Source organism: Arcicella sp. LKC2W (assembly GCF_034931005.1).
Lineage (GTDB): Bacteria > Bacteroidota > Bacteroidia > Cytophagales > Spirosomataceae > Arcicella.
The window spans coordinates 229150-250661 of the sequence record NZ_JAYGIN010000012.1 but is presented as its reverse complement, the minus strand read 5'-3'; the positions used below and the strand labels follow the sequence as shown (position 1 = coordinate 250661).

The following is a 21512-nucleotide window of genomic DNA, read 5'->3' as shown; positions in this document are numbered from 1 at the left end:
CTATCACTAAAATACCATGAAAACAATTAATCAATGGCTCGCCGAATATGGTGAAAGTCATCAAAACCCCACGAACAAAACTGTCCACTGGATTTGTGTTCCACTCATTTTCTTCAGCGTTGTTGGTTTACTCTTCAGTATTAAACTCTCTTTTTTTAATCTTGGTGACATTGAAGGTAATGTAGCCTTAATTGTATTAGGATTAACTTTAATTTATTACTTCTCTTTGTCCAAAACACTCTCTATCGGGCTTCTACTATTTGCTGCTGTGTGTACTTATCTTTGTTATGTCATTGAACAATCTGGATTTGCCCCACTTTGGCAAGTTTGTATCACTGTTTTTGTATTGGCTTGGATTGGTCAATTTTGGGGACATAAAGTAGAAGGCAAAAAACCTTCATTTTTCAAAGACTTACAATTTTTAATGATTGGCCCCGCTTGGTTAATGAGTTTCATTTATGAGCGGCTGGGAATTAGTTATTAAGGTATGAGGTATGAGGTATGAGGTATGAGGCTATTTCACATTTGAGTTCCACAATACTAAGACATTTTCAAAAAAACTCATTTATTTATAGCTCCCACTTCAACATTTTAACTCATACCTACGACCTTATACCTAAAAATAGCCATCCATACTATTTTAGGATAAAACCGCATCAAGTAGTTCATATTTGATGCGGTTTTGTTTTGTAATTCATTCAGAACAAACTTTAAAAACCAAAGCTTAAATTATATCATAATTTTAATCACCAAAACAATGTTCTTAATTTTCTTAGGTATTGTGGTATTAATGGCTGGATTTGCTATTAATACACCATCATTAACGTTTGCACGTTTTTCTCGTCCTGCTAAAGTGGCAGGTGGCATTTTTATTATTTTAGGTTTATTTTCATCGGGTATTAAACAAATTAATGCAGGTGAAGTAGGCGTTCAGTCATTATTTGGAAACGTCGGACAAAGTACCCTTTCAAGTGGTTTAAATTTTGTAAATCCTTTTGCAAAAATTGAAACGTTTGACATTAAAACTCAAAATTATACTATGTCTGCGGTTCATGATGAGGGACTAAAAGAAGGTGATGACGCTATTAGGGTTTTAACGGCAGACGGATTGGAAGTAATTATAGACCTAACCGTTTTGTATAAGGTTATTCCAAGTGAAACGCCCAAAATTTTAAGAGAAATTGGGGTTGATTATCAGAACAAAATTGTTCGCCCGATTACTCGGACTAAAATCAGAGATAATGCTGTTTATTACGATGCAGTGTCACTTTATTCAACAAAAAGAGAGGAGTTTCAAAATCGTATTTTTAAATCTATCGAAGTTGATTTTAAAACAAGAGGGCTTTTTTTAGAGCAACTTTTGATTAGAAATATTAATCTTCCAACATCGGTAAAACAAAGTATTGAATCTAAAATCAATGCTGAACAAGATGCACAAAAGATGCAATTTGTACTTCAAAAAGAAAAACAAGAAGCTGAACGTAAGCGTGTTGAAGCACAAGGCATTGCTGACTACCAAAAGATTTTATCACTGGGGTTGAGTGATAAACAGTTACAGTATGAATCAATTTTAGCTCAAAAAGAAATTGCAAAATCACCCAATACGAAGGTAATTATTATGGGAGGAAAAGGAAATGCTCCATTCATTTTGGGAGATAAATAACAGCAGTGAACAGTGAACAGTGAACAGTGAACAGTGAACAGTGAACAGTGAACAGTGAACAGTGAACAGTGAACAGTGAACAGTGAACAGTGAACAGTGAACAGTGAAAAAGCCATTTCGGGAATTATTAGTTCCCAAAATGGCTTTTTTTTTATACTTTTTTATTTTTGTTCACTGATAACTAATAACTGTTCACTGATAACTAATAACTGTTCACTGATAACTGATAACTGTTATTTCACTTGTCCATTGACAATATCTTGAAAAAACTGGTCTAAACGAGGCATAATGATAATGTCCGTTCGGCGGTTTAGCTTGCGATTGGCGTCATTGCCTGTAAATTCTTTTGGGGAATATTCAGAGCGTCCGCCTGCATACATTCTATCAGGAGAAACACCAAATCTTGTTTGAAGTAAACGTACAATTGTAGTTGCTCTTTTGGCACTTAAATCCCAGTTATCTTTGATACAATCTGCCGAAATAGGCGAACTATCTGTATGCCCTTCTACCAAAATATCTAAATCACGATGGTCGTTGAGAGCTTTTGCTAACTTTTCTATCACAAATTCTCCTCTCTGGCTCATATTCGTGTTATTTGAAGGAAAAAACACTTTATCTGATACAGAAATACTCACCAATCCCTTTTTTACTTTGATATTCAAATCTTCATCTGAGAAATCATTTAAAGCACGTTTTAGAGCTACCATAAACGATAGATTCAATGAATCCTTACGCTGAATTGTTGCGTTAATATTTTCAATATATTGGCTTTGTTCGTTGAGGGTTTCCAACGATTTTTTGATACTCTCTGCCCCTGCTTTACTAACCATTGTCAGGTCAGTCATGCGGTCTAAAAGTCGGGTATTGGTTTTCTTCAAAAAATCTACTTGGTCTTCAAGCACTTTGATATGCTTAGCCCGAACTTCCAACTCTTTTTCTTTCTGTCTTGTGCTTGTTTCGAAGGTTAAAATCTGTTTATCACGGTCTTTGATGTCAATTTTAGCTTTTGATAAGGTATTCCGAGAAGTGGCTTTGAAACTTGAGTATTCATCTTGCATTTCCACATATTTTTTCTTACTTACACATGAGGACGTGACTAATACAAACAAAATAAATACAGTAATTCTGTTCATGGGTATATTGATTTTTAATGGGTTACGTTCAAATCTTTTCAGATTCAAATTTTAGCGGTCAGCTAATCAATATACTATCAAAAACCGTGCTGTTTTTATCTCAAAAGGATATGAAAAATGACTTCTCAACAAAAAAAGTCGTTAGCAAACACTTAAATATCTGAATATCTAAGTGTTCGCTAACGACTTGAAAATTATTTTTTAACAATTATTTTTGCCCATTTGCCAACATTTGGAAGAATTGGTCAAGTTTTGGCGTTACGATAATTTCTGTTCTACGGTTATTTCTACGTCCTGTTTCGGCTGTATTGGCTTCTTTCGGAGCATATTCTGAACGTCCACCAGCAGTCATGCGTTCTGGAGCAATACCGAATTTAGTTTGTAATAAACGAACAACTGAAGTGGCACGTTTGGCGGATAAATCCCAGTTATCTTTAATACAATCTGTTGAAATTGGCACATTGTCGGTGTGTCCTTCCACCAAAATATCTAATTCTTTATGGTCGTTCACGACTTTAGATACTTTCTCTAAAACAACTTCTGCTTTTGAGTTAATCATTGCACTACCCGACTGAAATAACATTTTGTCAGAAATAGAAATATAAACTACTCCTTTTTTAACTTCTACTGTTACGTCCTCATCGTTAATATCTGCCAATGAACGTTTTAAAGTCATCACTAAAGCTAAATTCAATGAATCTTTACGTTGCACCGACGAGTTCAAATCTTTGATATATTTACTTTGGTCGTTAAGCGTTTCTAATGATTTTTTGATGCTTTCTGCTCCTGCCTTACTCACGATTGAAAGGTCTGACATTCTATCCAAAAGGTTGGTATTTGTCTTCTTTAAATAGTCAATTTGGTCTTCTAATGCTTTCACTTGTTTTGCTTTCGCTTCTACTTCTCCCGCTCTGTTTTTGAGGTCTGACTCTAAAGTAATTTTTGATGTTTCACAATCTCTCAATTCTGTACGCACTTTAGCAATACTATTTTCAGAACTTGCTTTGAAAGCTGAATACTCCGCCTGAGCCTCAGCCAATTTTTTCTTACTTACACAAGACGACATCATGGCGATTGATGCGGCTAACAAAATTATTTTTTTCATATTTTGATGCTATTTGTTGGTTTTGAATTTGTGTTGTTACCGTATTGAGAACGAAATAAAGCCATAAATCTTACCTTTTTGTCATGCTTTATCGTTTTATATTTTCAAGTATATCTTGTTAAAAAATCATACCAGACATCCATTTTCACTCTACTTTAGGAATATCTTTCCAAAATGTGGTATATCTTGGACTTATTTTTCCAGCATTGCCTTGCCAATTGGATTTACTTCCCTGAACGGCAAAAGTGATGGTGTCTTTTCCAAATTTTGCATTAACCAAATCCATCAATTTGCTGATTTTCTGCGACTTACCATCAGCCTCTTGTCTAAACAAGTTTCCTTGAATGGCATCATTTGGCACCAATCCTGTTACGCAAACACCTGCTTTTTTATAATCATAACCTTGCACAAAAATTTGTTTCAGCCCCCAAATAACTTTTTGCTGAATTTCCATTGTGCTATTTGTCGGAATATCAAAATTTAAGGTGATGCTATTATAAAATTGAGCTTTTTTATTAAAAGGGTTTGTTCGAATATAGATACTCACAGCATTGGTACAACTTTGCTGACTACGTAATTTTTCGGCACATTTACTCGCAAAAGTTGTTAGAGCTTCTTCCAAATCTTGTAACGTATTTACATATCTTCCAAAAGAACGAGTATATTGAATGGCTTTTTTTTTATCCGTTACTTCCGTCAAACTCAAGCATGATTCCCCTTTGAGTTCTCGATAAAGTCTTAAGCCAACTATCGAAAAATGTTTTCTAATAAAATTCTCTGGTAATTTTGTAAACTCTAAAGCTGTATTTACATTATGATTTTTCAAGAATTTACCGTGCTTTCGCCCAATTCCCCAAACACTTTCAATGGGTGTTTCTGTCAATACTTTTTCTAAAACTTCTTTGGAATCTATCACAAATACACCTTCGATTTTATGATATTTTTTGGCGTAACGGTTAGCCACTTTTGCTAAAGATTTTGTAGGAGCAATGCCAATACTGACTGGAATTTTAGTCCATTTACCAATTTTGTGCTTCACTTCTACTCCAAAATCATATAATTCTTCGTCAGGAATAATGCTTAAATCCAAAAAGGCTTCATCAATGCTATACACTTCCACGGCTGGACAAAGGTCGTTTAAGCAATTCATTACTCTTGAAGAAATATCTCCATAGAGTGCGTAATTACTTGAAAAATACTCAAGTTGTTTTTTGTGAATATAATCTGAAATTTTGTGAAGAGGCACGCCCATTTCAATGCCCATATCTTTGGCTTCTTGAGAACGAGAAATGACACAACCATCATTATTGGAGAGGACAACGACAGGAATATCTCGTGCAGAAAGGGAGAAAATACGCTCGCAGGAAACATAAAAATTATTACAATCTGCTAAACCAAACCATTTGTTCATCTGAATTTTCGGCTTAGACCTTTCACCACGCCAAATACCCTAAAATCGTCTGATTCTTGAATTTCAACGGGCTGAAAATTGGGATTTTTAGAAATCAAAAAGAGCTTATTTCCCACTCTTCTGATGATTTTTGCCATGTAGAAATGATTTAAACTACAAATTACAATGTCATTCTCACGGTAATTAAGCGTAGTATCAACTATCAAAATATCACGGTCTGAAATTCCCGCATCAATCATTGAATCTCCTCGGGCTTCTACCAAATAACAAGTGTGTTTTTTAACGCCATGAAATTCATTCAAATCCAATGTTATATCTACATAATCATCGGCAGGACTCGGAAAACCCGTTGCTGATGTACCACATTCTACGGGCATGAGGTATTTATTGAGTTCAACAATGTCTGAATCGTTGATACTAAAAAACTGGATTTCACCGTCGTAAGTTAATGTCATAGTCGTCAAAATTTCTCAAATATAATACCATTTGTTTGATTTGAACTTTCGCAAGCCCTATGTTTGTTGTGAAATTAATACATAATCTTTAAGTTAATGCAAGTAGAATTAGTAAGAGTTGACGATGCCTTTCACTTTGAGGCACAAGGAATGTCGGGCGTACCCGTACACATAGATGCTGCCGAAAATATTGGCGGACACAACGCAGGCTCTCGCCCGATGGAATTATTGTTGATGGGTTTGGGCGGTTGCACAGCCATTGACGTGATTTTGATTATGAAAAAACAACGTCAGGTGATTGAAGATTTGAAAATTTCAGTATCGGGAGAACGTGAAAAAATTGAAGGAACAGAAATGACTCCTTTTCGTAAAATCAACGTTCACTTTAAATTTAAAGGAAATATTTCGGAAGATAAAGCCAAGAAAGCCATTGAAATGTCGATGGAAAAATATTGTTCAGCCACGGCACAGTTAAGTCCTTCGGCAGAGATTACGCATAGTTTTGAGATTAATGCTTAAATAGTGGTTAGCGGTTGTATCAACTAAAAAATAACCGCTGACAGGGCAAAAGCCGCTGTCAGGGTTTTAGAATTAGCCCTGACAGCGGCTTTTTGCCCTGTCAGCGGTTAATCTCACTATCAATACAACACCGAACCGAGATAAACAAAAACCTGCCTCACTCTTAAAATTTTCATTCCCCCGAAAATGGAATAGAAATCGTTACCGACGTGCCTTTATCGGTATATAAATTTATTGTTCCGCTCAGATAATTCACCCTTGAACGAATATTTGTCCAGCCATTACTATCCGTTTTTACTTGATTTTCATCAAACCCTACCCCATCATCTTCTACGGTTAATGTAATATTGTTATCTTCTGAAAATATCACTTGAATTAATATTTCGGTAGCTTGAGCGTGTTTGAGGGAATTTGCCAATAACTCTTGAATGATGCGATAAACCATTAAACTTTTCTTATTTTCTATTTCAAATGGTTCTCCAAAATATTGAAAAATAATGATGGGTTCTGTACTATTTTGCTTAAAAACAAGGTCTTGAACGGCTCTAATCAAACCAAAATTACTCAAGGTATTGGGTTGTAAATTGCCCGAAATATTTCTTACTTCCGAACAAGCTTCATCAATCATCTGGGTTATTTTTTCTTGTGGCAAACCTCTTCCCGCCAAGATTTTCATCCGTGAAAGCATCGTTCCCAAACCGTCGTGCAATTCTTGGGCAACTCTCACTCTTTCCGATTCCTGACCGTTAATTAAAGCGTTGAGTGTTTCAATATGCAGGTTTTTGTCAATTTGAATGGCTTTTAATCGGCTTAATCTTCGGCGATTGATGAAAATGTAAGTGAAGAGTAATAAGAATAAAAGTGTCAAAATTATCGTGACAATGTATAATTGTTGCCTCGACCGAAGTTTATCTAATTCAATTTCTGCCAATTTTTTTTCGAGGGCAATTTTTGAAATGATAATTTTCTGATTTTCCAATAATCGGTACTCATTGAAGGAACGAACATCACTTTCGATTTTAGAAAAATAAATAGTCTCTAAAGTTTGCTTTGTTCTGATGGCATAGGCATAAGCCTGTGTATAGTTTTTTTTCCGATAATAATAATAATGCAGATTGTCATAAACGGATTCTCGAAGCTGAATGAGATTGACATTATTTTCGGTGACTTTTAGGCTTTCTTCCAGATAAACCATCATTTCATCGTATCTATTTAAGCCTTCCAAACATTTGGCCGTAAAGTATAGCGAAAGAGCTTCGAGCCAGTCAATTTTTAAGCGTTTGCCAATATCTAAACTAATTTTTGCATGAGCCATCGCTTTTTCGTACTGTTTTTGGCGAGCGTATAAGTCAGAATATGAAGAATGTAAACGCCCTCGAAATGCCTCATCGTGGATTTTGGTGTTCAAAAACTCTACTCTTTGTAGCATTTGTTGAGCCAAAACATAATTTTCATTGTGAATATTAATATTGGCTAAGTTTATTAAATGCCCGATTTCATTGCTATACTTCTTTTTGGTACGAAAATAATCAACCGCACTTTGAATATATTCCTGAGCATACTGTTTGATAAATGGTCTGTCCATAAAATAAGACCCGATTGCCCCACGAACATCATAGAAATTTGACGAGTCTTTAATTGCTCTAAAACACTCCATACTTTTCCGAAAATTGGTCAGCGGAGACGTATTCATACCACTAACTTTTTCTTGATTTTTGGCATACGCCCAATAAGTATAAGCTAAGCCCAAAGTATCACGTTTGCGTTCATATTTTTTCACTAAATCTTCTAATTGAGTTTGCGTATAAATAGCATCAATATTAGGGTAATTAGTATTTTGAGCCGTGACACTATAAAATTGAAGTAATACCAAAATTCCTATTAACTTCGTGGCGTATTTAAGACTATCCATTATTTTATACAATTTTTTATAGAAAAATAACCATTCAAATGATACGTATTTTATTAGTTGATGACCATAAAATATTCACAGAAGGCGTTACTTCTTTGATGTTACAGGAGCATGACTTTGAGGTAGTTGGCGAATGTCAAAACGCTGTACAAGTTAAAGAAACGCTACGGTCAAAAAAAGTTGATGTGGTATTATTGGATATAAACTTAGGTAAAGATAGTGGTTTAGACCTTTGTAAACATATCACTGAGAATTTTCCGTTGGTGAAGATTTTAGCCATGTCGATGTACAACGATGAAAGTTTTATTACTAAAATGATGAAGAATGGAGCTTTGGGCTACATTCTCAAAAATACTGGTGCTGAAGAACTTTTAAAGGCTATCCGAACCGTTAATTCTGGTAAAAATTATCAAAGTGCTGAGGTTATGGATATCATTATGAAAGGCATGACTCGACAAAAACAACAAGAGAAAAATCTCTATCAAATTCGTTTTACTCGTCGTGAAAAAGAGGTTTTGGAATTAATTGCTCTCGGAAAAACAACCCGTGAAATGGCTCAAGATTTATTCATTAGTGAAAAAACCGTAGAAACGCATCGAAGCAATTTATTATCAAAATTTGAGGTGAAAAATGTAGTAAGTTTATTAAAAATGGCAATGGAATACGGTTATGTGAAATAATGTAGGGGCGTATCGCATACGCCCGCATCGTAGGAATAGGCGTATGCGATACGCCCCTACATCATAAAAATAACACTACTTCTTATCAATCATCACAAAAACACTTCCCCATGCAGGAACGGTTACTTTAATTCCGTTGGCAGTTGATGCCGACAAGGCTTTAATTGTTGCATAATCTGACGGCCCACCCGCTACTCCTTTTGGTGCTGAACCATTGACTAAAACCTTTCTCGAAAACTCACCATTATCATTCCCGCCTGCCAAACTATACCAATAAAAACGATTGCCAACATTAAAATTCTTGGTTTTTACTTCTATCGTCTGTGGGTTGGGTGATGGATTAATTACCGTAACATTCATCTGTCCAGACGAATAAGTCGAAGCATAAGTTGTCATCGGAGCTAATGCACCGCCAGTTCCACCCATTAGTGTTGACACCATTCTGTCGCCCATACATTTTTGAAAATAATACATATAGTGAAATGATGGTCTTGGATTCCATCGAGGGTCATCAGCACTACCTCCGTCACTAAAAAGCCCGTGGTCATTGCCACCCTCCCAGCCATTTAGTAAATCCCAACGAGCTGCCAATCCATATTTATTTTTGATAGCTTCTCCTTGTACAACTACGGCAAAAAGTCCACTAATATTTGAAACTTGTTGTTTTGAGCCTTTTGCCCACATATTCCATTCTGAAAATGCAATTGGCTTCAATTCGCCACCATTACTATTCACTTCATTACTCACAAAATTCATCATTTGAGCAGGTATTGTTAATGCTCCATTTATAATTACTGATGCAGAAGAATTTTGGTCGTAAGGTGTAATATAATTATGAACAACGTAATAATCCGCCTTATTATTCAATTCTGGAATCATCGTTGAATTCCATGTTTTGGTTGTATTCGTTTGCCAAGATTGGGTTTGAGATTCTTGCATCACAGCTCCAATTTTGATTTTTACACCAATTTCAGCGGCTGCTTTTTTCATAGAATCAGCATAAACTTTAAAGTGTTTTGCATACAGCCCTCCTGTTAAAAATTCGGGTTGTCCATCTTGATTTTTAGAAACGTCAATTCTATAACCTGCTTCCCAATCAGCATAATTTTCGTTACCAATTTCCCAATATTCGGTTCTTCCTTTGTCATAACGTACCCACTCTGCGGCAAGATGTGCAGCAGTTGCTACTGGGTTTTTGCTCGTTCCGTATCGTGCAAAACTATAATTGATAGCTATAATACCTTTATTATTAGTCTTTTGTAACATATCGTAATAATTACTCAAAGAGCCACGCCAATTATCATTTGTCTGCCCATAAAAAAACCAAGAGTCTATCAATTTCCCATCTTTATCCATGTATTTATCAGGAATTCCCCAATCTTTCATGTATTGTACGGGCGGTGTTTGACGGCTTTTATTATTAATGTCTTGAACAGGATTGGCATTCCAAAAATAACCATTGCTACCACTACCCGCAGGCCAGCGAATTACATTGGGTTTTAGATTGGTCATGTCTGTCATAAAACTGGCTTGGTCAACAAAAGTACCCATCCAAGTATTAGCATTATGTCCAAAAATTTGCGTAGGGATTTTAGTAATAATATCAGAAGCATCAACCGTGACAGTATTGACGGCAGTGGTAGGAACAGAACTTTCAGTATAAGACGGAGCTACAAATGGTTTGGCTTGCCAATTATCCAAAAAGAAGCCAATTGTAGGAGCAATTTTGGGTTCTACGGCGGGATTTATCACAATAACAGAATCTTTTGGAGTAACGATTACACCATTATCAGTAGTCTTAGAACAAGAAGAATATAGAGGAAAACCCAATATGGCTACACAAAGCGAATGGGACATTAAAAACTTAGTAAATCGAATCATTTTAGTTTTGAGAATTGTTATAAATTTTGGAAGAATTAATATTACAAAATTCAGTTATTTTCAATCCTCATTCATCAGGGAAAACCCTTGATTTGCAAGATATTAGTTGTGAATTATGATTTAGTTTAGTTGTGAATAATAGTTCATCAATCACAATTCACTAATTCACTGTTTTATAAGTTATTTCAACTTCCCGAAAGTAGAAATAACTTTCGGGAAGTCCCTTAATCAAACATTTTAGGATAAAAATTATTCAGATAACTTATTAAACAGTGTACTAATTCACAATTCACTAAATAACAACTAATTACATCATTCAAACTTATTGTTAACCGTAAGTCCCGCCCAATCATCTGTGCGGAAAGGGCAAACAGGGAAGCCTTCTGTATTAAATAAATTAGCATCTATCGGAGAATCTGCCCACGCATAACGCACAGATATGGGTTTTACACCTTTTGGATGATAAACAATCACTTTATCGCCAGATATTTCAGCTTTTGCATAATGAAACACCTTATCCTCTCCTGCTATTTCAAAACCTTTTAAGTAGCCAAATTTATCGTGTACTGCCAAGCCTTTTCCAATTAATTTAAAGGAAACAATCGCTTTCCCATCTTCAAATTTTACCGACTCGTACATGGGCGAACTGTACGTAATATCTTGCTTATAATTGAATTTTAAGGCATTTGTTGCTAATCGGTGGGCAACATCTTGTTTATTAGTTGGGTGAATATCGCTCGGGTTTCCTACGTCTGTCGTAACTGCCATTCCTGTATTTGGCAAACTTAAAGTCATGGTTTGAGCTTCCCGAAGTTCTGCCCAATTACTTCCTTGATTACTGTTTTGATAATCTCCATAAGTGGCTAATTGGACAAAATAAAATGAAAAATTGTCATTCCATTTTTTACGCCAATCTTCAATCATTAAAGGAAAAGTTTGACGGTATTGAAAAGCACGTCCTGCATTGGTTTCACCTTGATACCACAACGCTCCGTTGATAGTAAATGGCACAATTGGAGCAATCATCGCATTATAAATGGTTGTTCCTGTATTATTGCTTGAATGTACGTATTCGTGTTTTTCGGCAAAAGAAGGCATTAATTTCCAGTCATTGGTAATGCTAATTTTCTGATTTTGAGAACTCATAAAAAGGTCATTTTCAGCACCTTGCAAGCCCAAACCATACCAAGGCAAGCTAATAAGATTTCCAAATTTTACCATAATTTGGTTTGTTCCCAATTGCCAAACATTAGCAGGAACCACAATCTTACGAACGCCTTTCACAATTCCCGCAGAGACTAATTTTCCATTGATATAAATTTCGTTGAAACTATCATTTTCAGCCAATGAAAGCGTGGTACTTTGTGTAACCATTTCGGTAGGGATTTCGATTTTTCGAGCCATAAATCCTTGCCCTCTGAACGCCCAAATGCCTTTCCAGTCCCATTGCCCCATCGGACTACCGCCATTATGCCATTTAGTAATATCATAATTAGCCTCCAAATATTTTTTTTCATCTTCCAAAGTAGGATTCACCACCCTTCCAAAGATTTGTTTTTGTAATTTTTCATCATGAAGTTTATCAGCTCCTTCCCAAGTATTGGGTAAATTTTGGGCATAATTTTTCAATTCTCCATTCGTCAACATTCCTTCTTTACTAATCCAACCCTCCACTTGCGAACCGCCCCAAGATGAGTGTAAAATTCCGATGGGAATGTTCATTTTTTGGTAAATTTCACGAGCAAAGAAAAAACCGATTGCCGTAAAGTCTCCCACTGTTTCTTCCGAAGCAATTTTCCATTCTCCTGCTTTCAAGTCAGTTTGTGGTAATATTGTTACTTCATGTTCAACCTTAAAATGGCGAATCTGTGGAAAATTGGCATTTTTCTTTTCCACAGAAAAATTATTTGCCTGAGCCACCGTCCATTCCATATTTGATTGTCCAGAACAAAGCCAAACTTCTCCAATCAGAATATCGGAAATGGTGGTAACGTTATTTGATGTTTTTGCCACCATTGTATAAGCATCTCCACCCGCATTTAAAGGACTAAAAATTACCTGCCATTTTCCAGCGATATCTGCTTGTGAGACAAGGGTTTGTTTGCCTAAAGTAACGATAACTTTTTCATTAGCTTTTGCCCATCCCCAAACAGCAATTGGCTTTTTTTGTTGAAGAACAACATGGTCGGAAAAAATACGAGCAAAACGAACTTGCCCGAATGATTTAACCCCAATAAAAAGTAAAATAAATAGTAATAAACGTTGCATGATTTTAAGAATATTGAGTAAATGGATATTTGATTCGTAAACTTAAATTTAATACCAAATAAAACTGTCCTCGATTAGAAGGCTCTATGCTTTTGGCATAATGATTCTTCTTATTTTCAGGCATGATTTTTGACTTCATTTTTTTAAAATAAAACCATTATATTCACGTTATCAAAGACTTACAATACATTTAAACATTTAGAAAACATGAAAAAAGTAATTTTAGGTTTATCATTATTAGCTTTCGTAGCGAATGTTTCTTTAGCTACTGACAAAGACAAAAATAAGAAATGCGAAAAGACCGAAGTAGGGTGTTGCAAAAAAAGTGAAAAAGCAACTAAATGCTGTGCAGATACTGAAAAAGAAGCAAAAGTTGAAAAAAGTGCAGCGAAAAAAGCGGTAAAAAAAGCAGCTTAGTGTGGTATCAAGTCCTAAGTATTAAGCATTAAGAATTTTACGAACAAAACGCTTAATACTTTGCGGAACTATCTAAGTATTTGGAATAAATAAATTGATATTGTGTAGGGGCGTATCGCATACGCCCACATCTCGACTTTTTGGGCGTATGCGATACGCCCCTACGTCATGATGACAATATTTAATATTATTAATTAATTTGTTATTCTTACTTAGAAAAGCAAACATTTACATTTACTCAATATCATTTACCAGCCCCAATAACTAATAACCATAATTATATTCACAAAATTACAACATATTCATAAAAACTACCCTCTAATCTCCAATCTCTAATCTCTAATCAGCTATCTTTGCACTCCGATTTTACTAACTCATTGATATTGACGGCTTTGATACCACTTTTATTCAGCATATTTATTATATCTGTTGCATTTCAGTTATATTTTATTCTTTTTGTTTTTGCTAAAGTTATTCAGCAGGATACTCCAATAATACCAATTGGGAAGTCTCATGGAGTATCCGTTATCGTTTGTGCATGGAACGAATTAGTTAATCTTAAAGAACTATTGCCACTTTTAAATGCTCAAGAATATCCCACTTTTGAAGTAATTATTGTGGATGACCGTTCATGGGATGGGACATTTGATTATTTACTGGGAGAATGCTCTGAATATCAAAAAGTTAGATTTCTGAGAATAGACCAAACTCCCGAACACTTATCTTCCAAAAAATATGCTTTGACTTTAGGGATAAAATCAGCTAAATACGAGACAATTCTTTTGACCGATGCAGATTGTCGCCCTCAAAGTATCAACTGGATAGCAGGAATGGCGGAATGTTTATCAACAGATAAAGAAATAGTATTAGGTTTTTCACCCTATTTTAGCGAGAAAGGTTTTCTTAATAATTTAATCAGATACGAAACATTTATTACTGCCATTCAATACTTCTCATTTGCCATTACAGGTGTACCTTATATGGGCGTTGGAAGAAATTTGATGTATAAAAAGTCATTATTTCTTCAAAATAAAGGTTTTGCCAAACACACCAATATTTTAGGGGGTGATGATGATTTATTCATGAATGACGTTGCCAATGATAAGAATACAGCCGTTTGTTTAAATCCAAATACATTTATGTATTCCTTTCCTAAAACAACTTGGGAAACATGGTATAGACAAAAAAGAAGGCATTTGTCGGTTGGAAAATATTATCAATTCAAAAATAAAGCATTGTTGGGAGCTTTGGCATCGACTCAAATCCTATCATGGATTTCGTTTATCATATTAGCACCATTATTTAGGCATAACCCTGTTGTTTTTTGGGTATTAGGGGTTTTTCTGCTGAGGTTAATAAGCCAATGGATAATTTTTTTTAAGGCAAATAAAAGATTCGATAATACGCTTGAAACATTTACATTCCCCTTTTGGGATGGTATCTTTGCTTTATATTTCCTGATAATGGGCATCAATAATTTTATTCCAAGAAGACAAAAAATGAGATGGAGGTAATACAAGAGATTGATAAAGTGAATGAATAGTTTATGCTCATTTATCATAAAACATTTTGTTCTCATTCATTAATTTTCCAAATCCTCATTTTATCATTTACACATTGAACGATATGAACGATTCAAAAATCATAGAAAAATATTTTCCACAACTTTCGGAGAAACAAAAGCAACAGTTTGCCCAATTAGGTGATTTGTATGCTACCTGGAATGCACAAATTAATGTTATTTCAAGAACAGATATTGACAATCTCTACGAAAAGCACATTTTACACTCTTTAGGAATAGCCAAAATTGTCGATTTTAAAGATTTTACCGAAATTTTGGATGTCGGAACGGGCGGAGGTTTTCCTGGAATACCCTTAGCTATTTTATTTCCTAATTGTCAATTTCACTTAATTGATAGCATTGGAAAGAAAATAAAAGTAGTCAATGAAGTTGCTCAAGCCTTAGGCTTAGAAAATGTAAAAGCTGAACAAACACGAGCAGAACAAGTAGAAGGAGAATATGATTTTATTGTAAGCAGAGCAGTAACACGCTTGTTGCCATTTTATGGTTGGGTAAAAGGCAAAATCAATATTAATAATTATAATAAACTCCAAAATGGGATTTTGTACTTAAAAGGAGGAGATTTAAAAGAAGAGTTAAAGGAATTTGGCAAGAAAACCAAAGTCTATGAACTATCAAACTTCTATGAAGAGGAGTTTTTTGAGACAAAAATGGTTGTTCATGTACCAATGAAGTAATTTTTTTTCAAACCTAAAAAACTGATAATCAAAGGGTAAAGATAAAATAGGATTTTTTTTAAAATTTTTTCAATCAAAACGCTTGCGTAATAAGTACAAACCGACTAATTTTGCATCACGATTAACAACAATCCTTCTTAGCTCAGCTGGTTAGAGCACATGACTGTTAATCATGGGGTCCCTGGTTCGAGCCCAGGAGAGGGAGCAAAAAGCCTTAAATCATTCGATTTAAGGCTTTTTTGTTTTAGAACTTAAACTTCACATTTACCCCACCAAAGTAATAAGCTTTATTCGAGCCGGGGTTTACGTCGGTGGAAGTGCCTGGTGGATAGTTATTGTCTGGGTCAGTGTCATTGATGTTGTTCCCCAAAAACAAAAATGTGTAATTAACTTGATTGGTTAGGTTGTTACCCGCAACGTAAATATCAAAATCTACCTTTTGACCTGTGTATTTAAACCCAATTTTACTGTTCAACAGAGCAAATTCTTTTACATTATTAGTATTCGCAAAGTCTGTATATACATCTCCCATGAAATTGTAGGTATTGTTGAGGTATAAACCCGCTTTGGTTACAATGTCTAAGCCGAGAGCATATTTGTTTTTAGGTATCCCAACTACTTGTTTGTTAGAATAATCAACGATGTCAGTTCCAAATCTTGTCTTAAAATCACTGTATTTGAAATTGTAGTTTGAATAATTGAAGAATGGCTCAATTTTCTTAATAAACGATTTCGTTCTTGGAATGAATAAGTATCCTAAACTAAGCTCTAACCCTGAGTTGCTTTGATTGCCTGTATTGGCAAAATAGCTATATGTTCCTCCCGTTGGAATTACTCCTGATAATTGCGTTAATTTGTTGGTAATGTCGATGTTGAATAAAGAGACTTGATAATCTAAGTGATTACTGAATAATAACCCCTGAATCGCTAAATCAATCATTTTTGCCTTTTCTGGCAATAAATTATCATTCGTTCTGTTGATTGTACCTATAAATGCTGTTGATGCTGTCGGAGCATTATAACCTTCGCTATAACTCAAATTTATGATTTGGTCATTTATATTTTTCTGTAAAGCAATATGCGGATTGAATGAGGTTGAAAAACTTTTCTGAAATGATAAATCTTTGTTATAACCTGCCACTAATCCAGGATTTGCCAATAAGTCAAGGCGACTGTAACTGATATTATTAGCACTCAATCCCAAAATTAAAGATAGGTCAAGTGGTGTAATCGAGGTTCGGTTGTGGATAAAAAAGGAATTCTGATTGGTTACATATTTGAAGTAAGAACCTTTAGAAATATCTTGGACTTTTAATGGATTGTTATCGTCTGTTCCAAGAAAACGATAGTTTGAAATCTGCGAACGTGATTGCTGAATTTCAGTGCCGATATTCAATTCATTGGTAATGGTCGATGAAAAGTTAGACTTTAAAAGAAAAACTGACCTAACGCCATAATTAGGATTCATACTCATTTCATAAGCACCAGCGGCAATTCGTGAAAAATCCTGATTGGAGTAAAATGCGGTAGTATAATTGCTGAAATTTTCCGAAAAATTATATTGATGCGTTATACCAAAACGGGTAGCATATATTTCGTTACGAGCATTTCTCTTTGTGTATGCAGTGTTGCCGTTGTCAATACCTGCGTAATAATCGGCATAAGGAATTTGTCCAGTCACTCCTTCATAAGAATAATTTTGACTCAAGTAAACGGATAACATTTGCTTCTTGTTGAACTTGAATTCGCCAAAAAATGTCAGGTAATTCTTTAAACTATTGCCTCTCGGACGATAACCGTCTGACTGTAAATGTCCATAACTTAAAGCAATGGCAGAACTATCACCTACGATGTCTAAACGAGTATTTGATTGGAATAAACCAAAAGACCCTGTTGATGCTTTTTCGGTAATTGAAACACCTTTGTTTTCCGACGATTTTAAATAAAAACGAGCTACTCCACCAACGCCACCACCATACATCGTTGCAGCTGGACCCTTTATTACTTCAATGTTATTCACTAATGAAAAGTCAATATCATCTAAAACAGTGACCCCTTCTGCATTTGTAATAGGAATTCCATTATAATATGCTTTTACACCCCAATTATTAAACTTTTGGTCGTTGCCATAACCTCTTATTACTAAGCGTTGTCCACCCAATTGCGTCCGTTTATCTACTTGTACACCTGTCATTGTTCCCAAACTTTGTTCGATAAAGGCAGGGTTATTTCTGTTAAGTTCTTCTTCGGTAAGTGCTTCTACGGTTTGGGCATGACGCTTAAATTCGCCTCTTTCTTTGGCAGTTTTACGTTTTTCTCTAACGATAACTTCTTCAAGAGCTTTACTGGTTGAATCTTGGGCAAAAGCAAACCCTGTACTAAAAATTAAATATGAGAGGGTAAATATTTTTTTCATGGGAATTGATTTAAGCGAAAAGTGATTTATAAAGAGCCAATAACGCAACAATTATGATGCTCTGTCATTATTGTAGTGATGTGTTGCTACAAACTTTTCGGGTTATTAAGGTTCGTGTTTTATGAAAACGTGCATTTGTCTAACGAATCTAAATCATAGACGAACCATAATTTTGACAATAAAAAATCAGCAAACTAAAAAATTAGGATGCTTTCAGGGGTTTATAGAAGTGTGAGAAAAGCAATTGGATGAAGTTATCGGTCGATTTGTCAAGGAAGTTTCTTTTAATAAAGCTATTTCGTTTAACCGATAACCAATTTTCAATAACCATTACCCAATTTTAAAACTGCGGAGGTTGTTCTCTTTCAAACAAAATGCTTGAGCTAAGAGCGATTAAAAATGGAGGAAAGTTTGATTTGTAATTGGTAGCAAAATGTTCAAATAAATAAAGTATGCTTTGATGAATTGTAATGGGTTCTAAAAGTAAGCTCAAAAAATGTTTTGTGTGGTTGCTAAAAGGTAAATGGTCGGTTTGGTGTTTGAGCAAGCTATCAATTTTCGCTTCTAAAAGGGTTTCTGCGTGGTCATTGATACAAAAATAATAAGTTGTTCCTTTATATATTTCTACCGTAACAACATCATAAAACTCTCCTTCAAATTTGAACTCTTTTTGAGGTCGTCGCCATTCAATTTTAGATATATTTTCAGAGGTAGCAATAATACATTTGAGAGCTGATTTTGGAATAGAATGGACAAGTTTATGTTCAATTTCTTCCCTAATTTCATGTCTTTCTATCATTAAATAGGCGTAAAATCCTCCTATTTTGATAAAGAAAGTGACAATTATAATTAAAGAAAAAAGTGCTTTCATAGCATAAAACTATTTTTTCTGAAAGAAAAATAGTCCTTTTTACGTTGATGAATGAATGATTATGTAAATATACAAAATCACAATTTATATATCATTTTTGGGAGTTGCTTCTTCGGTATTCAGATGTAATTATTTCCTGTTTAATATTGTACAATAAAAATATTTAAAATTGTACTTTTAAAATTTGTATGATATTAATAAAATTATTGTACCTTTGCAAGCCATTTAAAGAAATGGAATTGTTAAATCATTGAAATATAGGTTTTTAACTAATAAAAACAACCTGTTTTTTTGATTTACAATCGTGATTATTTACAGCAGTGATGTTGCAATATTTTAACAAATAGAAAAATGAGAAAGCGAATCGAAAAAGAAGATTTGAACTTTGAGAGAAGAGAACAAACTCGTCAAAGAAAAGATGAATTAAACCGTGAATTAGGGCGTGAAGTGCCTGTAAGAAAAACCTACGGTGGAGAAGACGAAAATAGAGGTGGTTCAGTGAATAGAGGAGAGAGACGAGATTTCAATAGTGAACGTCCAGAAAGAAGAGACTTCAACTCAGGCGAGCGTAAACCTTATGGCGAACGTTCAGAGAATAGAGGAGAGAGACGAGATTTCAATAGTGAACGTCCAGAAAGAAGAGATTTCAACTCAGGTGAGCGTAAACCTTATGGCGAGCGTTCAGAGAATAGAGGAGAAAGAAGAGATTTTAATAGTGAACGTCCAGAAAGAAGAGACTTCAACTCAGGCGAGCGTAAACCTTACGGCGAGCGTTCAGAGAATAGAGGAGAGAGACGAGATTTTAATAGTGAACGTCCAGAAAGAAGAGATTTTAACTCAGGTGAGCGTAAACCTTATGGAGAGAAAAGAGACTTCAACTCAGGCGAGCGTAAACCTTACGGCGAGCGTTCAGAGAATAGAGGAGAGAGACGAGATTTTAATAGTGAACGTCCAGAAAGAAGAGATTTTAACTCAGGTGAGCGTAAACCTTACGGAGAGAAAAGAGATTTTAACTCAGGTGAGCGTAAACCTTACGGAGAGAAAAGAGATTTCAACTCAGGCGAGCGTAAACCTTACGGAGAGAAAAGAGATTTCAACTCAGGCGAGCGTAAACCTTTCGGAGAGAAAAGAGATTTTAACTCAGGCGAGCGTAAACCTTACGGAGAGAAAAGAGATTTCAACTCAGGTGAGCGTAAACCTTACGGAGAAAAGAGAGACTTTAATTCAGGCGAGCGTAAACCTTTCGGAGAAAAGAGAGATTTCAACTCAGGCGAGCGTAAACCTTACGGAGAAAAGAGAGATTTTAACTCAGGCGAGCGTAAACCTTTCGGAGAAAAAAGAGAATTTAATAGCGAACGTCCAGAAAGAAAAGAGTTTAATCGTGACGAAAAAAGACCTTTTGAGGGAAGAAGAGACTCTGGAGCTGATAAAAGAAAGCCAGTAGCCAAAAGATTCGATAAGGGAGATTTTAATAAGCCTCGTCCGAATGCCACTGGAGAAAGACCTTCTTTTGACGAAAAAAAAAAAATAGAGGGAAACGATAAGACAGAAAAGACTTTTGGTTCGGCAAAAGCAAATTTTGGAGGCAAAAACCTTTTCAAAGCTCACCGACCAGTAGAAGAATCTGATAAATGGACTCCAACGTATAAAATTGGACATTATAAAGATACTGCTCCCAAGAAAGTCCAGAAGAAAATAGCTGAATCTGAAAAGAAAAATAGTGCCGAAATTCGTTTGAACCGCTTTATTGCCAATGCTGGTGTTTGCTCACGTCGTGAAGCTGATGATATAATTAAATCAGGTGAGATAAAAGTGAACGGAGAAATTATTACCGAAATGGGCTATCAAGTTCAACCTGGTGATGTCGTGAAAATGGGAAATAAGAAGTTGAGTCGTGAGAAAATGGTGTATGTTTTAATTAACAAACCTAAAGATTTCATTACCACAACCGAAGACCCAGATGACCGCAAAACGGTAATGGATTTAGTAAAAAATGCTTGCGAAGAACGTATTTATCCAGTAGGTCGTTTGGACAGAAATACAACAGGTTTGTTACTTTTGACGAATGACGGAGAATTAGCAGATAAGTTGACTCATCCTTCAAATGAAGTTGAAAAATTATATCAAGTTGAACTTGATAAATCCTTGACAACCGAACATTATGAAGAAATCTTGAAAGGTGTTAAGCTTGAAGATGGTGAATTTAAAGCGGATGAATTAGGTATGGTAACACCTGATGGAATGGTTGTTGGTATCAAAATTCACTCAGGAAGAAACCGTATCGTTAGACGTTTATTTGAATCTTTAGGTTATGAAGTCCTAAAACTTGACCGTACAACTTTTGCAGGATTAAACAAAAAAGACCTTCCACGTGGTTCTTGGAGATTCTTGACTGAAAAAGAAGTGGTTAAATTGAAGTTTTTTAAATAGATAAAAAGTTTTGGTATATCCATAAAAAAATAAGCTCCTGATTTTCAGGAGCTTATTTTTTTGTAATCTCCCAGTGTAAAGTTGTCACCGTA

At 35.1% G+C, this 21512-nt stretch carries 18 protein-coding genes and 1 tRNA gene; 9 read left to right on the top strand and 10 right to left on the bottom strand.

Annotation, left to right across the window (positions count from 1 at the left end):
* The first annotated feature begins 16 nt into the window (after positions 1-16).
* Both VB796_RS11925 and VB796_RS11920 read left to right on the top strand, forming a co-directional pair.
* A complete protein-coding gene (locus VB796_RS11925; RefSeq protein WP_323346768.1) occupies positions 17-484 on the top strand; it encodes a DUF962 domain-containing protein in 468 nt (155 codons plus the stop codon).
* A gap of 273 nt (positions 485-757) precedes the next feature.
* Positions 758-1663, top strand: a complete 906-nt coding sequence (locus VB796_RS11920; RefSeq protein ID WP_323346767.1) for a prohibitin family protein — start codon at positions 758-760, stop codon at positions 1661-1663.
* A gap of 233 nt (positions 1664-1896) precedes the next feature.
* Here the strand turns inward: VB796_RS11920 and VB796_RS11915 are convergent, their stop codons facing one another.
* The 4 genes from VB796_RS11915 to VB796_RS11900 all read right to left on the bottom strand — a co-directional run bounded on the left by VB796_RS11915 (position 1897) and on the right by VB796_RS11900 (position 5767).
* Positions 1897-2796 (bottom strand): OmpA/MotB family protein, encoded by a 900-nt coding sequence (locus VB796_RS11915; RefSeq protein ID WP_323346766.1) that lies wholly within the window; start codon positions 2794-2796, stop codon positions 1897-1899.
* 208 nt (positions 2797-3004) lie between these two features.
* Positions 3005-3901 carry an OmpA/MotB family protein gene (locus VB796_RS11910; RefSeq protein ID WP_323346765.1) on the bottom strand — a complete coding sequence of 299 codons (897 nt, stop codon included), beginning with the start codon at positions 3899-3901 and terminating at the stop codon, positions 3005-3007.
* 145 nt (positions 3902-4046) lie between these two features.
* The gene (locus VB796_RS11905) at positions 4047-5312 is read right to left on the bottom strand and encodes a Y-family DNA polymerase (protein WP_323346764.1); all 1266 of its coding nucleotides are present in this window, start codon (positions 5310-5312) and stop codon (positions 4047-4049) included.
* Positions 5309-5767 carry a LexA family protein gene (locus VB796_RS11900; RefSeq protein ID WP_323346763.1) on the bottom strand — a complete coding sequence of 153 codons (459 nt, stop codon included), beginning with the start codon at positions 5765-5767 and terminating at the stop codon, positions 5309-5311. Before VB796_RS11900 ends, VB796_RS11905 begins: the two co-directional genes overlap by 4 nt.
* A gap of 96 nt (positions 5768-5863) precedes the next feature.
* Here VB796_RS11900 and VB796_RS11895 point away from each other — a divergent pair, with 96 nt between their 5' ends.
* Positions 5864-6286, top strand: coding sequence for an OsmC family protein (locus VB796_RS11895; RefSeq protein ID WP_109742958.1), 423 nt, complete (start codon positions 5864-5866; stop codon positions 6284-6286).
* A gap of 172 nt (positions 6287-6458) precedes the next feature.
* On the opposite strand, the gene VB796_RS11890 is transcribed toward VB796_RS11895, so the two are convergent.
* Positions 6459-8198, bottom strand: coding sequence for an ATP-binding protein (locus tag VB796_RS11890; RefSeq protein WP_323346762.1), 1740 nt, complete (start codon positions 8196-8198; stop codon positions 6459-6461).
* Between the two features lie 38 nt (positions 8199-8236).
* Here VB796_RS11890 and VB796_RS11885 point away from each other — a divergent pair, with 38 nt between their 5' ends.
* Positions 8237-8878: a response regulator transcription factor gene (locus VB796_RS11885; RefSeq protein WP_323346761.1), complete on the top strand. Its 642-nt coding sequence runs from the start codon at positions 8237-8239 to the stop codon at positions 8876-8878.
* 75 nt (positions 8879-8953) lie between these two features.
* Here the strand turns inward: VB796_RS11885 and VB796_RS11880 are convergent, their stop codons facing one another.
* From VB796_RS11880 to VB796_RS11870, 3 genes are all read right to left on the bottom strand, one after another.
* Positions 8954-10759 carry a hypothetical protein gene (locus tag VB796_RS11880; protein WP_323346760.1) on the bottom strand — a complete coding sequence of 602 codons (1806 nt, stop codon included), beginning with the start codon at positions 10757-10759 and terminating at the stop codon, positions 8954-8956.
* 312 nt (positions 10760-11071) lie between these two features.
* Positions 11072-13027, bottom strand: a complete 1956-nt coding sequence (locus VB796_RS11875; RefSeq protein WP_323346759.1) for a sialate O-acetylesterase — start codon at positions 13025-13027, stop codon at positions 11072-11074.
* A 4-nt stretch (positions 13028-13031) separates the two neighbouring features.
* A complete protein-coding gene (locus VB796_RS11870; RefSeq protein WP_323346758.1) occupies positions 13032-13166 on the bottom strand; it encodes a hypothetical protein in 135 nt (44 codons plus the stop codon).
* A 68-nt stretch (positions 13167-13234) separates the two neighbouring features.
* On the opposite strand from VB796_RS11870, the gene VB796_RS11865 reads away from it, so the two are divergent.
* The 4 genes from VB796_RS11865 (at position 13235) to VB796_RS11850 (ending at position 15908) form a co-directional block, all read left to right on the top strand.
* Positions 13235-13444, top strand: coding sequence for a hypothetical protein (locus VB796_RS11865; RefSeq protein ID WP_323346757.1), 210 nt, complete (start codon positions 13235-13237; stop codon positions 13442-13444).
* A gap of 353 nt (positions 13445-13797) precedes the next feature.
* Positions 13798-14958, top strand: a complete 1161-nt coding sequence (locus VB796_RS11860; RefSeq protein WP_323346756.1) for a glycosyltransferase — start codon at positions 13798-13800, stop codon at positions 14956-14958.
* Positions 14959-15070: 112 nt separating this feature from the next.
* Positions 15071-15703 (top strand): 16S rRNA (guanine(527)-N(7))-methyltransferase RsmG, encoded by a 633-nt coding sequence (gene rsmG / locus VB796_RS11855; RefSeq protein ID WP_323346755.1) that lies wholly within the window; start codon positions 15071-15073, stop codon positions 15701-15703.
* Between the two features lie 131 nt (positions 15704-15834).
* Positions 15835-15908 (top strand) — tRNA-Asn (locus VB796_RS11850).
* A gap of 39 nt (positions 15909-15947) precedes the next feature.
* Here VB796_RS11850 and VB796_RS11845 read toward each other — a convergent pair.
* Positions 15948-18119: a TonB-dependent receptor gene (locus VB796_RS11845; RefSeq protein ID WP_323346754.1), complete on the bottom strand. Its 2172-nt coding sequence runs from the start codon at positions 18117-18119 to the stop codon at positions 15948-15950.
* Positions 18120-18459: 340 nt separating this feature from the next.
* A complete protein-coding gene (locus tag VB796_RS11840) occupies positions 18460-18990 on the bottom strand; it encodes a hypothetical protein (protein ID WP_323346753.1) in 531 nt (176 codons plus the stop codon).
* Between the two features lie 351 nt (positions 18991-19341).
* On the opposite strand from VB796_RS11840, the gene VB796_RS11835 reads away from it, so the two are divergent.
* Positions 19342-21420 (top strand): pseudouridine synthase, encoded by a 2079-nt coding sequence (locus tag VB796_RS11835; protein WP_323346752.1) that lies wholly within the window; start codon positions 19342-19344, stop codon positions 21418-21420.
* The last annotated feature ends 92 nt before the right edge of the window (positions 21421-21512 follow it).